Annotated in this window: 11 protein-coding genes; 5 read left to right on the top strand and 6 right to left on the bottom strand. The window is 63.5% G+C overall.

Annotated elements, in window-relative coordinates; translation table 11 throughout:
- Positions 1–8: 8 nt before the first annotated feature.
- Positions 9–2267 carry a CmcI family methyltransferase gene (locus KBY86_RS05220; RefSeq protein ID WP_255140458.1) on the bottom strand — a complete coding sequence of 753 codons (2259 nt, stop codon included), beginning with the start codon at positions 2265–2267 and terminating at the stop codon, positions 9–11.
- Between the two features lie 326 nt (positions 2268–2593).
- Here KBY86_RS05220 and KBY86_RS05215 point away from each other — a divergent pair, with 326 nt between their 5' ends.
- Positions 2594–3991 (top strand): methyltransferase domain-containing protein, encoded by a 1398-nt coding sequence (locus tag KBY86_RS05215; RefSeq protein ID WP_255140457.1) that lies wholly within the window; start codon positions 2594–2596, stop codon positions 3989–3991.
- A gap of 1037 nt (positions 3992–5028) precedes the next feature.
- Positions 5029–5286, top strand: a complete 258-nt coding sequence (locus KBY86_RS05210) for a hypothetical protein (protein ID WP_255140455.1) — start codon at positions 5029–5031, stop codon at positions 5284–5286.
- Positions 5287–5299: 13 nt separating this feature from the next.
- Here KBY86_RS05210 and trmH read toward each other — a convergent pair whose 3' ends face one another.
- The gene (trmH, locus tag KBY86_RS05205; RefSeq protein WP_255140454.1) at positions 5300–5989 is read right to left on the bottom strand and encodes a tRNA (guanosine(18)-2'-O)-methyltransferase TrmH; all 690 of its coding nucleotides are present in this window, start codon (positions 5987–5989) and stop codon (positions 5300–5302) included.
- A 252-nt stretch (positions 5990–6241) separates the two neighbouring features.
- On the opposite strand from trmH, the gene KBY86_RS05200 reads away from it, so the two are divergent.
- A complete protein-coding gene (locus tag KBY86_RS05200; protein WP_255140453.1) occupies positions 6242–6667 on the top strand; it encodes a prepilin-type N-terminal cleavage/methylation domain-containing protein in 426 nt (141 codons plus the stop codon).
- Positions 6668–6815: 148 nt separating this feature from the next.
- Here KBY86_RS05200 and KBY86_RS15280 read toward each other — a convergent pair whose 3' ends face one another.
- Positions 6816–7013 carry a hypothetical protein gene (locus KBY86_RS15280; RefSeq protein WP_399221141.1) on the bottom strand — a complete coding sequence of 66 codons (198 nt, stop codon included), beginning with the start codon at positions 7011–7013 and terminating at the stop codon, positions 6816–6818.
- Between the two features lie 29 nt (positions 7014–7042).
- Positions 7043–8182 (bottom strand): S1C family serine protease, encoded by a 1140-nt coding sequence (locus tag KBY86_RS05190; protein ID WP_255140452.1) that lies wholly within the window; start codon positions 8180–8182, stop codon positions 7043–7045.
- 167 nt (positions 8183–8349) lie between these two features.
- Here KBY86_RS05190 and KBY86_RS05185 point away from each other — a divergent pair, with 167 nt between their 5' ends.
- Positions 8350–8679 (top strand): MGMT family protein, encoded by a 330-nt coding sequence (locus KBY86_RS05185; protein ID WP_094510180.1) that lies wholly within the window; start codon positions 8350–8352, stop codon positions 8677–8679.
- On the top strand, positions 8676–10013 hold the full coding sequence (locus KBY86_RS05180; RefSeq protein WP_255140451.1) for a 16S rRNA (cytosine(967)-C(5))-methyltransferase: 1338 nt from the start codon (positions 8676–8678) through the stop codon (positions 10011–10013). Before KBY86_RS05185 ends, KBY86_RS05180 begins: the two co-directional genes overlap by 4 nt.
- Here the strand turns inward: KBY86_RS05180 and KBY86_RS05175 are convergent.
- Together KBY86_RS05175 and chlG are read right to left on the bottom strand one after the other, a co-directional pair.
- Positions 10010–12157 carry a transglycosylase domain-containing protein gene (locus tag KBY86_RS05175; RefSeq protein ID WP_255140450.1) on the bottom strand — a complete coding sequence of 716 codons (2148 nt, stop codon included), beginning with the start codon at positions 12155–12157 and terminating at the stop codon, positions 10010–10012. The genes KBY86_RS05180 and KBY86_RS05175 overlap by 4 nt on opposite strands.
- Complete coding sequence (chlG, locus tag KBY86_RS05170; protein ID WP_233132732.1) at positions 12154–13080, bottom strand: chlorophyll synthase ChlG; 927 nt, start codon at positions 13078–13080, stop codon at positions 12154–12156. Before chlG ends, KBY86_RS05175 begins: the two co-directional genes overlap by 4 nt.
- Positions 13081–13116: the final 36 nt, after the last annotated feature.

The raw sequence follows: 13116 nt of genomic DNA, 5'->3' as shown, positions 1-13116 counted from the left end.
CTCTTCCTTTACCCCACCTTTGGTGGGGTTTTTCTTTGCAAGCGTTCTGCTAGCGCGTCGTGCACCTCGCGCACTACTCCGTCCCAGGAATTGATTGTTTGCTGTCGATAGAGCCGTGCGGTGGGGTACCAGGGCGAATAGGAAATGTTGCAATGCCAATACCAGATCAGGCCACGGCCTGCGGGCAAGAGCACCCAGGCTTCCTTGCCTAGAGCGCAGGCCAGATGGGCTGTCACATTGCTGATCGTGATCACAAGATCGCAACAATCGATCACACTTGCAAGGGAATCGATATCCTGGCGCTTGTTGATCGGTGGATCAATCATCGTGATAAGAGCCTGCTTGTTGAGGTCCTCAATCTCTTCAGCGGTTGTATCGTATTGAAGGTTGATGAGCTGAAGGCGAGGATCCCTCGCCATAGGCAGAAATTGCGAAAGCTCGATCGATTTGAAGGCCCCAACACGTGGCCGGATGCTTTTCCATGCCAAACCAATGCGTAGCGGTGAATGGTCGGCGCTAGGGGAGATCAGCTGGTGGGCAAACCTGGCTGTAGTGGCAGGTTCGCTCTGCAGGTAGCGGGGGGGGAATGCTGGCGTGTTGCGGTGCGTGCCTACGAATTCGCCAAGAGAGCCCATCGGCAACGCGTGGGTCACGCCGAAATCGTTGGGCGACTCACCCAAGGTGATGATGATGGCTCCAGGTAGGCTGCGACGGCATAGTGCTAACAATCTTGGCTCCACTTCGGCCACGAATGGCTGCCCGGTGGCCATCAGGCAGCGAAGCCAGCCGAAGTAGAGAATCTCATCGCCGAGGCCCTGCTCTCGCCAGATCAATACAGGTGTCGAGATCGGCTCGCCAGTCCAGAGTGGCAAATCCTGGTGGCGCTCAACGTCTCCAGTGTCACTAGCAAATCGCCAGGCAAAATCTTGCCATGCCTCCTGATCGTGCATGCAGGCTAACTTCGCCATGCCGCGATAGGCAAGTTGGTTGGCATTAGAGGGATCCAACTGAAGCCCGTCTGTGAAGGCGGCGATGGCATCACCCATGCGCCCAAGCTGAGCTAGCACTAAGCCGTGAATTTCGTGGGTGCGCGGCTGCTGGGGATCCTGCTGTACCGCACGCTCCGCGTGCAAGAGTGCTTCATTCATGCGGCCTTGGTCACTCAAAGCCTGTGCAAGGCCTACCGATCCGTTGCTGTTCTCTGGTGCTAAGACGACCACCTGGGAATACACTTCTTCGGCGGAACCAGGTTCGCCTGCTTTGATCAGTAGTTCACCCAAGCGGATCAACAATGAGATAGTGGTGCCATCCAGCAACACTGCAAGCTGCATGGATTCAATGGCCTGTCCCAGTTGTCCCTTGGCTTCCAACAAGTGGGACATGGCCACGAGCAATTCGGGGTTCGAGCCATCGTTGGCCAGCTGAGCATCAAGTTCTCCCAGGGCTGCATCGATCTGGCCGGCGTCAGTGAGATCAATCTCAAGGTTGAGGGCATCTGAAGTGGGAGGAGAGGAGATCGGCTGCTGATTCGCGATGGATCCCGGCAGGCTCAGCCCGGCCGGCAAACTTTGCCGGCCGCCCCTCTCGTTCCCCACGTTTCCGGAATCTGGCGGCGGCCCTGCTTTGATGTAGTATCCCGCCACAGCGGTGGTGATCCCGAACTTCAGCTCTCGGCGCTGATCATGGATTAACTCGCCGGGATGCTTCTCCAAATACTCCTGCACCGCTTCATAGGGGCCAGGGCCAAAATCGGCGCGTACAGGATGGCCATTGATAATCGTATCTTCGATGATCAGAGTATCTCCTGGATTCAGAAATGGCACCCAGAGTTCCAATTCCTTGAGCACATGATCCATGGAGTGATCAGAATCCAGAATCATGAAGATGGGGCCCGGATCCAAAGGCATGGAGCTCACAGCGGCTAGCGCTGTTACGGCATCCGCGCTATCGCCAATTACAAAATCGATGCTGGGATGCTGCTCGACTTGGCGGCTTTCCGCATCCACATCGATGCTGATCACCTTGCCTTGGCTTGCCCTAGCCATGAGAGCTTCAGCCAAGAATAGGGCGGAGCCGCCATGGCGTGTTCCTGTTTCAATCACCCACTCAATGCGGCGTTCGCTGATGATCTCTTGGTAGTTCCACAGATCTGAAGGTAGCTTCAGAGTCCGAATGCCTCGCCAGGTTGTCTGTTTCCACACATTGGAATCGTAATACCAGCGAATATAGTTGTTCCAGATGGATTGATTCTCTTCGCTCACCTGCATCTGGCGGATGGCGTCGATGCTAGCAAGTGGTAGCTGAATCCTCCATGGTGGTGCTCGCGCAGCTAGCGAGTGGCGGTAAGGTTTTGGCGGTCGCTCCGCCCCGCCAGCCGCAACGCATGACTATCGCCTTCTACTTCGGAAGCCCTTGGCCTCAGGAGTGGCCATCCTGCGGGGACGCAGCGGCCACGATTCACACTCTGGCCACCCATCGGCTGCGCGGCACCCTTCCCGCCCTGGAGTTGGTGCGGCGCGGATATAGGGTAGTGGCGGTTGTTTCCCCTACTGAGTTAAAGACGGCTCTCGATGGCAGTGGGGCGAGATCTTGGTTGATCATCTCGAAGTTGTCGCATCCGGATGCGGCAGCTTTTGAACAGATGCTCGATGTGGCCTTCGCTCTGATTGCCGAGGCCCGTCAGCTTGACGTTGAGGTAATCGTGGATTACACCGATGATTTGGTGGCCTGCGGGGACCACCGATCACGCCGCACACTGGAGTTGCTACTCGCAGCCGATACGATCACATGTGCTTCAGAGTACCTTGTTTGCCGTGTTGGCCTCTACACCGGTGATCCCACCAGCGTGGCGTTGCTGGCCGATCCCTTGGAGGGTGATCGCCCGCAGCCGCCGCCGGTGAGGGAGGTTGAGGGGGCGCCGCTACGTTTGCTCTGGTTTGGGCACTTCGCCAACCTCGATGCCTTGCTTCAGTGGCTGATGCCGCTTCACGAGCTTTCAATTTCACATCCTCTGGCACTCGAAATCGTTACCAGATTAAGTGATGAGCAACTGTTGGAACTCCAGTTTGGAATCCTATCAGCTGGCTTGGCCTTTACGATTACCTTCACTCAGTGGGAGGATCCTTCCTCCACGTTAGTCGCGTTGCGTCGTTCAACTGTTGCCTTTCTTCCTATTGATCTCAAGGGCACGAAGGTGGGGGTCTCGAGCAACCGGCTTACAGAGTCTCTCTGGGGAGGATGTTATGTGGTGGCTTCTCCTGCGTCCAGCTACTTGCCATTCCAAGGGCGCGGTGCTTGGTTGGGTGATTCGCTCGTTGAAGGTCTGAAGTGGTTTCTCGATAACCGTCAGGAGGCTGCCAAACAAGTGATGGATGCCCAGGTTTCCCTTGCCAGCTCTTATACCCTTCAGCGCGTAGCTGACCAATGGGAGCAGCTTCTTTCTCGTCATCCCTGTCGCATCACTCCGCAGGTTGATATTCGCATCAATCTGGGTTGCGGCAACCATCTGCTTGATGGCTACTTGAACATTGACATCGCTTCCGAACGGGCTGGTGTGCGGCCAGATCTTGTTTGTGATGTTGCTGACCTTTCTCTCTTGCCGGAGAGCTATGCATCGGAGATTCTTTCAGTGCATGTGATTGAGCATCTATGGCGCTGGGAGGTGGAGAACATATTGCGAGAATGGATTCGAGTCTTGCGCCCTGGTGGAAAACTTATTGTGGAGTGCCCCAATCTGTTGTCTGCTTGCGAGGCCCTTCTTGCGGATCCTGTTCAGTCCTCTGCTCCTGATCAACGGGGGCAACGCACCATGTGGGTGCTTTATGGAGATCCCGGTTGGCAGGATCCACTGATGTGCCATCGGTGGGCCTATACACCACAAAGCTTGGCTGAAATGCTTTTAGGAGTTGGACTCATTTCAGTCCGGCAAGAAGCGGCAATGTACAAGTTGCGTGAGCCACGTGATATGCGTGTCACTGGTGTTAAGCCCTAGTTATTTGATGGGAATACCGGGATAGTTGATCAATTCTTGATGTCTCTGTAATGAACGCATTTCTGCGGAAGTTGCGAGAACACGGCTTCTTTGACTTATTTCCGTCATGGAAAGTGAAGTGTGGTTGGGGCATTCTCATCTGGCCTCTGGATTCTTGCTTTCAAACTGAAATCGTTTGTTCAAGCCTCTGCTTTGTCATTCTTGGCGACCATCGCGATTCTGATTGCGATGGAGCGCGATGTATGCCTTTGGTGTGCCCGTGCAGCGCCTCGGCAGTTTATCGGTCCAGTACGAGTGCGCCATCCTCTTGGCTATGCTGGTCTGTTCGTTCCATTGAATCACTTATAGTTCTTATCAATCGTGTCTTGGTATCATACTTGATTTGGCGTTTAAGGCGTCTTTGTGGCCAATCCACGGTGATGCCAGAGGTGCTCATTGATACCTCCAGTTCCTCTTCATGGCTAAGATGGCTGGCGCTCGCTTTCGCGCGAAACTGATTCTTCTTTAGTTTCGTGTTTTATTCACTTGTTCTCTGCTTGGGGAATTGTTAAATCGTGTGGCGCTTAAATCTCGGAGCTCACGATGATGAGTGTGATTAGCTTTCTTTCCATTCTTGTTAGGCTTGTGGTTTCTGCCGCGGCTGGCTGAAGTTCACTCCAAGCTGTTTGCCGGGCTGGCGCCAACCCAGCTGAGTATTCAGTGGATGTCATGCGCCTCGGCCATCAGGCCAGCACAGATAAAATCAACAACCCTTGCAGCGCAACGGGTTGAGAGCCAAGGTGCGCAGCAGGACCATGACCTACGCCCCGTTGGCTTAGCTATAGCGGTGGGCGCGCTGCTCAAATCGTCACCGCCCTGTTGACCACCTCCCCGTTGACACTGCCGGCTGCGGAGGTGCGACTGCTGAGGCGCTCCATGGGTTCCGCCAAGGTGTGTCCTCAGCGAGGCCATCCTGGTATGTGTGGGTTCGGTAGTGGCGCTAGCTCTTTGTAGAACGATCCCGCCCTACTCTTAACCATTGCTCAGTCCCGCTGCCTGTGCCCGTCTGGCTCACCCTGCTTCTGCTGACGGTTTCCGCCATCCTCTGGCTGTCGGGTTCCGGCAACCGCGATGACGTGATCGGCCTGCTGGAGCGGATGTTGTCAGTGGCGGCGCTGATGGTGGTGGTGCTGGTGGGCCGTAGGGTACCCTTGGAAATCGCCGGTGTACTGCTGGCCTTCTGGCTGCCCCGTGCCCGCACCGGCATGACGCCGCCGCCGATCCCCCATCGCGACGATGTGCTGATTCCGTTCTGAGCTCCACCCGCCTTCAGTGGCGCAGCTTCACGGTGCGCGGCAAGTGTTCGGTGATGACGCCCTCGGCATCGAGCGGGGGATACGGCCGCCCCTGTTGCCGGCACCAGCGCGCCACCTCCGGGTAGGCCCACTCGAACAACAGCTCCTGGCGCCGCTCCGCCGGCACCCCTTCGCCGGCCGTGGGCAGCAGCCCAGCCGCCTGCCGTTGGCGCAGTGCCTCGAACAGCAGCACCGCCGCCGCCACCGACACGTTCAGCGACTGCACCATGCCGCCCATCGGCACGAACAGCGCCTGGTCGACCGCCGCCGCCGTGGCCTCGCCCAGGCCCCACTTCTCCGCCCCGAGCACGAAGGCCGTGGGGCCGGTGAAATCGCAGCTGCGGTAATCCACCGCATTCACCCCCAGGTGGGTGCCATACACCCTGAAGCCTTGCTGCTGCAACACCGTGACGGCTTCCGCGCCGCTCGGGTGCGGATGCAGCGCCACCCACTTCTGGCTGCCCTTGGCGGTGTCGTTGAAGGTGCGGGTGCGGCCCGGCAGGCTCACCGCATGGGCCTCCAGCAGCCCCACGGCATCACAAGTGCGCAGCACCGCCGAGAGGTTGTGCGGTTTGTCCACCGCCTCCAGCAGCACCGTGAGGTCCGCCATGCGGCGGTTCAGCACGGCCTGGAGCCGTTCGAAGCGTCGGGGGAGCAGGGGCATGGGCGACGGCTGTTACCGCTTCAGTTCAGCATCCGATTGAGGCGGCTGGCCTCTGCGGACTACTGCCTCCCATGAAGGTGCCGGCCAGTTGAGGTCTGAAGGGTGACAGGCCCGCTCCTGATGGCATGGACATTCAGATGGACAATGGAGCTCGGTGAAGAATTGCTTTTAGGGTTCACCTGCAATCTTGTTATGGCTCGAGCCCGATAAACTGCTAGCGTTCAGATGCTGGGTAGGCCGGCTTGGGGTCTGATGAAGCTTTCCTTTGGAGCCAAGCTTGAGCTGAAAGCCTCTCTCCGGGCCCGGTATGGCATCGCCACAGCCTTCACGCTCGCTGAGTTGATGATTGTTGTGGCCATTGTGGGTGTTTTTTCTGCTGTGGCACTGCCCACTTACATCAATGCCCGAAATGCCACTGCCGCCGGTGCCGTGGTGGGTGAAGCCGTCGGCTTCGCCAAAGAATGTGCCACTACTGCCGCTTCTGATGTGGAGGCTGGAATTACACCAGGATCAACGAATGTCACCGTGGCTTGCACCACGGCTGGAGGCACTGTCACCGCCATGTTCACACCGGGCGCTGCCGGTATTCAGTGCCTTGCCTCCAGTTCTGCTGTAACCCACGGCACCGCTACGATCACGATCTCCGAGCGAGGCGTGATGACCTGCGCCTTCTCCTGATTGAATTCACTTGGCGTCATCATCATCTGCACAAGCCACTCATCGAAAGGTGTCCTGGGTTGTTTCCTAAGCAGGGCCCATCGTGAACCTTTGCGGCGGGGTGCTACCCCTGAGAAGGGGGTGCCGCCCATGTGCAAACGCCGAATCCTTAGCCCGAGTTCAAGGCCAGGGTCGCGATGCAGTGATCCGTGGTCGCAAGACACTCGGGGAGAGCACGGTCATTCACTCCATGCACCCCGGCGGCGCCGCGGTTGTGCGCCTGCAGCGCCACCCACTTCTGGCTGCCGCGGGCGGTGTCGTTGAAGGTGCGCAGCACTGCCGGGAGGTTGTGGGGTTTGTCCACCACCTCCAGCAGCAACGTGCCCCGGCCTCGCTTCAGTTCAGCACTGGGTCCAGCCCCGGAATCACGGCGATCGCGTCGCTGCTGCTGCGCACTGCCACCCCGTCTCGCAACACGCGGAAGCGGCCGGCGTCCTGCACGCGGCGGCCATCGGCGCTGCGTGCTTCGATCGCCACCCGCCCATCGCCGAAGAAGGCATAGGCGCTGCGGGCGCCATCAGCCCAGGCGAGCTGGTAGAAGGTTTGCCCTTCGGCGGTTTCGCCGCGGCTCAGCTGGCAAGGGATCGAGGCGGCCGTATCCTCATCTGCCCGTTTGAACAGGCAGAGCGTGGCGTCGCCAGCGTCATCCGGGGCCTGGGCGATCGGCGGCCTTGAAGGTGCCGGCTCCGCTGCCGAGGCGGGCGGCAGGTCTGCCAGGAATTCCCGCACCACCGCTGCGGAGATCGCGAAGTTGAGGCCCTCGCTGTCCCTGTACTTGAAGGTGGCCACCCCCGCCACGCAGTTGCCGGCATTCAGTACCGGACCACCGGAGTTGCCTGGGTTGATGGCGGCATCCACCTGCAGGATCTCGTCGCTGTCGCGCAGGCTGCTCACCACGCCGCGGCTGAGGCTGAACTCCAGCCCTTTGGGGGCGCCGATCACGAACACCTCCTGCCCCACCGCCGACGGCTGGTCGGCGATGCGCAGCGGCTCACCCCGGGTGCCCTGCACCGCCAACAGGGCCAGATCGCTCCTGGGCGTGTCACCCCGGCCACGCGCCACCACCCGCGCCCCGTCGCTCTTGCCATCCACCCACTTCAGCCGCACCGTTTCGGTGCCGCGCACCACGTGGGCGTTGGTGATCAGGAACGTCTGGCCATCTTTATGGGCCACCACGAAGGCACTACCGATGCCGTCGCCGCGCGTCACCACGGCCACCCCCTGCTTGGCGCTGTTGAACACCTGCTCGGCGCTCTGAGTGCTGCTGCTGCAGCTCTGCCCCGCTGGGCCTGGGGCCGTGGCCGCCGCCGCCAGCTTTGGCGTGGGCGCGGTGGCATTGCTGCGTACCGCCGCGCAGCTGGAGAGCAGCAGCGCCAGGCCGGCGGCGCCCGCCGCCGCGGCGCTCCAGGAGCGGCGGCGAGGGGTCGGGGGCTGGTGCTGTTTCTGGTTGGGTGAGGGTTGGTGGGGGAAGGTCATCGGGGCTGTCGTCAGGAGACGATCCAGGTCATGCTTTCGTCCTACGCCGCCTGATTCCCCTGTCTCTCACTGGCCTCCGCACGCCTGATGACAGGATCTTCCCCTGCTGGCCTGCGGGGGGATCCTGTCACTGTTCGGCCCGGCTGGGCCGGTCAGAATCTCTGGCCATGGCGAATCCGTTCGATCAACGCGTCTGGGCTGAGGTGGAGCGCATCCCCCATGGGCGGCTGGCCACCTACGGGCAGATCGCCGATCGGATCGGTGCCTATGGCTGTGCTCGGCAGGTCGGCTGGGCGCTGCGGCGGCTGCCGCTGCCGTCGGCGGTGCCCTGGCACCGGGTGGTGAACGCCCAGGGGCGCATCAGCATGAGCCTGGGCCGGGAAGGCAGCGACTGGATCCAGCGCGACCTGCTGCTCGCAGAAGGCATCCCGGTGGCGGACGACGGACGCCTGCCGTTGCGGCGCTATCTGTGGGTTCCACCGCTGCCTGCCGATTGAGCGCCGCCACTCCCGCTTCCACCCCGCCCGCCAGCGCGCCGGCACCGGGTCTTGATGCCCGGCGGGTGGCCTGGCGGGTGCTGCTGGCGGTGGCTTCGGGGGCCTATGCCGATCTGGCACTGGAGCGGGAGTTGCGCCGCCTGCCGCTGGCCTCCCAGGACCGGGGCCTGGCCACCGAGCTCGCCTACGGGGCGATCCGCCAGCGCCGCCTGCTCGACGCCTGGCTGGATCAGCTCGGCAAGGTGCCCGCCGTGCAGCAGCCACCGCCGCTGCGCTGGCTGCTGCACCTTGGCCTCTACCAGTTGCTGTTTTCCCAGCGGGTGCCGGCCTCGGCAGCGGTGAGCACGGCGGTGGAGCTGGCCAAACGCGACGGCCTCGCCCGGCTGGCGCCGGTGGTGAACGGTCTGCTGCGCGCCTTCCTGCGCCGCAGCGCCCCCTTGCCGCTGCCGGCGGATCCCGCCGCCGCCTTCGCGCTGCGCCATTCCCTGCCCGACTGGCTGGCGGCGGATCTGCAGGTCTGGCTGCCGGAGGAGCAGGCCGAGGCGTTCGCTCTGGCGGCCAACCAGGCGCCGCCGCTGGATCTGCGTGTGAATGTGCTGCGCAGCAGCCGCGCTGCCGTGCTGGCCGCCTTCGAGGCCGCAGGGGTGCCCGCCGAGCCGCTCGCCGATCTGCCCGCCGGCCTCACGCTCAGCGCCCGCAGCAGCGATCTGCGTGCCCTGCCCGGCTACGCGGAAGGGCACTGGTGTGTGCAGGACCGCGCCGCCCAGACGATCGTCCCCCTGCTGGAGGCGCAGCCGGGTGAGCGGATCCTTGATGCCTGCGCCGCCCCCGGTGGCAAGAGCACCCACATCGCTGAGCTGATCGGCGATGTGGGCACCGTGGTGGCTGTTGATCGCTCCAGCGGCCGCTTGCAGCGCGTGCGTGACAACGCCGAGCGGCTCGGGCTGCGGACGATCCAGCCGGTTCAGGGTGATGCGGCGGCGTTGGCAGCGGATCTGGGCGAGGCGCCGTTCGATCGCGTGCTGCTGGATGCCCCCTGCTCGGGCCTCGGCACCCTTGCCCGCCACGCCGATGCCCGCTGGCGCCTCACCCCCGAGGCCATCGACACGCTGGTGGAGCTGCAGCGGAGCCTGCTGGCCGGTGTGGCACCGTTGCTGCGGCCCGGCGGTCGCCTGGTGTACGCCACCTGCACCGTGCATCCCCGCGAGAACCAGCAGCAGATCAGCGCTTTTCTGGAGGCCCACCCTGGCTGGCAGCTGCGCTTCGAGCAGCAGCTCTGGCCCCGGCCCCAAGGCGGCGATGGCTTCTATGCCGCCGTTCTCGAGGCGGCTTAAGGCGGCGGCGGCGCTACGGGAGCTGGCGCCGGTGGTGGTGCCACGGGCGGGGGCGGGGCCGGTGGTGCGCTCACCGGCGGCGGAGGGGCCGCTGGCGGCGGGGGCTGGCTGGGCGAATTGGGCCGCGACGGCACCGTGGGGATAGAGGGTGCAGGGGCTTCGCTGGGGCCGGATGGGGCGGAGGGGCCCGGCGGTTCGCCCTGGAAGCGGCTGTCGTCGCCGAGGCCTTCCTCCGGGCTGGCGGGCGCGGGCTCCCACGGCCGGTTGGATTCCGCGCCCCGATCGCTGGAGCTGGGCGGCGCCTGCGGCTTGACGCCCCGCACGTTGAAGGTGGAGGTGAGCGTGGGCTTGGGCGGGAACTGACGCACCGGCAGATCCTTCGTGATCACGGCCATGTAGCGGCCCCAGGCGGCTGCCGCCGCGCCGCTGTCGCTGTTGGTCTTGCGGTTGTTGTCGTAGCCGAGCCAGACGCCGGTGGTGAGCTGGGGAATCGAGCCCACGAACCACAGATCCCGGGCACCCTCGGAGGTGCCGGTCTTGCCGGCCACCGGTCGGTTCGGCAAGGACGCCGCGCCGCCGGTGCCGCCGGTCACCACCCGCTGCAGCATCCACACCATGGCGTCGGCCACATCGGAGCTCACCACGCGACGGCCGCGATCGCCCTGCACCCGGCGGCTCCACAGCAGCTGCCCCTCAGGCCCGCTGATCTCCTCGAACGGGGTGGGTGGCACGAAGATGCCACGGTTGACCACCCCGGCGTAGGCGGCGGTCATGTCAAGCACGGTCTGCTCGTAGGCGCCGATGCCCATCGGGTAGAAGCGGCCCAGCGGGCGGGTGATGCCCAGGCCCTGGGCCACGGAGATCACCTTGTCGAAGCCCACCTGCTGCAGCAGGCTCACCGCCACCACATTCAGGGAGTTCTGCAGGGCCGTGGCGATGGAAACCCGGCCCATGTAGCGGTCGCCGAAGTTCTTCGGGCAATAGCCGGCAAAGCAGCGCGGCGCATCCAGCACCGTGTCTTCCGGTTTCATGCCGGCCTTGAGCGCCGCCAGATACACGAACAGCTTGAAGGTGGAGCCCGGTGAGCGCAGCGCCTGGGTGGCGCGGTTGAACTGGCTTTCGTTGTAGTCCTTGCCGCCCACCATCGCCCGCACCAGTCCAGTGCCGGGTTCGATCGTGACCAGGGCTCCCTCCATGCCCCCGTAGGCGCTGCCCTCGATCACCTGCTCGGCTTCCTTCTGCCAGGCGAGGTTGAGGCTGCTGCGGATCGTGAGCCCGCCCACCTCAAGCTGCTCCGGGGTCAGCACCTTCGGCAGTTCCTGCGCCACCCAGCTGGTGAAGTGAGGCGCTCGGCTGGTCCAGTACTTGGGCTCTGCCGGCTTGAGTGCCAGCGGCGCCGCGTTGGCTTCGGCCTCCTCGCTGGCGTCGATGAAACCGGCCTCACGCATGCGGCGCAGCACCACCGCCCGGCGCCGCTGGGCCAGCTCCGGATTCACCAGCGGCGAATACACCGACGGCGCCGGCGGCAGGCCGGCGATCAGCGCCGCTTCCGGCAACGTCAGCTGTTCCGGGGTCTTGGAGAAGTAGATCCAGGCGGCGTCCGCCACCCCGTAGGCGCTGGAGCCCAGATACACATAGTTGAGATACTGCTCAAGGATCTGGTCCTTGCTGAGCTCACGCTCCAGCTTTCCCGCCAGCAGCGCTTCCTGCAGCTTGCGCACCAGGGTGGGGTCCTGGCTGAGGAACACCAGCCGCGCCAGCTGCTGCGTGATCGTGCTGGCCCCTTCCTCCACGGCGCCTCGCTGCACGTTGCGCCACAGGGCCCGGCCGATGCCCCAGGCGTCGATGCCGTTGTGTTCGTAGAAGCGGCGGTCTTCGGCGGCGATGAAAGCCTGCTGCACCAGCTCGGGCATCTGGCCGCCCACCAGCTTTTCGCGCGTGGCCGGGCCCAGCTTCTGCAGCACCTGGCCATCGGCCGAAAGGATCGTGACGGTGCCAGGCCGGTTGAAGGTGCTGATGCGGCTGACATCAGGCAGGGTCTTGTCGAGGGTGCGCACCACGAACACCTGACCCACGGCCACAACCCCGCCGGCACCTGCAGCAAGCAGCGCCGTGACCAGAAGCTGGCGCTGGCGGCGCCTCACATTCCCACCGTCAGCGGGCTGTGCCCGATCGCAAGGGCGGTGACCAGCATGCCGAGCACCAGAAAGGGCTGGGCGCTGGCCTGATACTTCACATCGAAGGCCACTGGATCGCGCAGCAGCCAGATGTCCTGGAAGGTGATCTGCGGCACGATCAGCAGCACGAGCAGCACGGCCGCAAAATGCTGGCCGATGGCGATCAGCACGCCCACCATCGCCAGTTGGAAGAGATCGATCATCGCGGCACTGATCCAGCTGGCCCGCTCGATCCCGAACACCACCGGCAGGGATTGCAGGCCCAGGGTGCGGTCGCCTTCCACGCTTTTGAAATCATTCACCACCGCGATGCCGAGGCCCGCGAGGCTGTAGGCCAGGGTGAGCAGGGCGGTGGGCCAGGTGAGCTGGCCGAACAGGGCCTGACCGGCCCACCAGGGCAGGGCGATGTAGCTGGCGCCGAGGGCGTAGTTGCCAAGCCAGCCGTTCTGCTTGAGCTTGAGCGGCGGAGCGGAATAGATAAAGCTCACGAAGGAGCCGCCCAGCGCCAGCAGCAGCAGCACCGGGGTGGTGTGGCCGGCCCAGCGATCAAGGCCCCAGGCCACCGCCAGCCCCGCCAGCAGCAACACCCAGATCTGCGTTTTCACCTGCGGCAGCGAAATGGCACCCGACGGGATCGGCCGGTAGGGCTCGTTGATCGCGTCGATCTCGCGGTCGTAGTAGTCGTTGATGGTCTGGGTGTAGCCGGCCAGCAGGGGGCCGCTCATCAGCATGCAGGCGAAGGAGGCCAGCACGTTCGGCAGAGTCCATTCAAAACGGCCCGACGCCGCCGCGCCGCAGATCACCCCCCAGATCAGCGGGATCCAGGTGACCGGCTTCATCAGCTGCAGCCGCAGCTTCCAGAGGCTGCTGGTGCCACTCGCACCCTTCATGCCAAGCAGCTGGCGGGCGCTGCCGGACGCCTCGGC

Origin of the sequence: Synechococcus sp. Lug-A (assembly GCF_024345655.1) — a bacterium.
GTDB lineage: Bacteria > Cyanobacteriota > Cyanobacteriia > PCC-6307 > Cyanobiaceae > MW101C3.
Note: the sequence above shows the minus strand (reverse complement) of the source record. Positions and strands in the feature narration are given on the sequence as shown.

Coding starts and splice junctions, on each gene's coding strand:
- KBY86_RS05220 (WP_255140458.1), bottom strand. CDS start 2,267: ATGCAGGTGAGCGAAGAGAATCAATCCATCTGGAACAACTATATTCGC.
- trmH (WP_255140454.1), bottom strand. CDS start 5,989: ATGCCCCTGCTCCCCCGACGCTTCGAACGGCTCCAGGCCGTGCTGAAC.
- KBY86_RS05200 (WP_255140453.1), top strand. CDS start 6,242: ATGAAGCTTTCCTTTGGAGCCAAGCTTGAGCTGAAAGCCTCTCTCCGG.
- KBY86_RS05190 (WP_255140452.1), bottom strand. CDS start 8,182: ATGACCTTCCCCCACCAACCCTCACCCAACCAGAAACAGCACCAGCCC.
- KBY86_RS05185 (WP_094510180.1), top strand. CDS start 8,350: ATGGCGAATCCGTTCGATCAACGCGTCTGGGCTGAGGTGGAGCGCATC.
- chlG (WP_233132732.1), bottom strand. CDS start 13,080: ATGAAGGGTGCGAGTGGCACCAGCAGCCTCTGGAAGCTGCGGCTGCAG.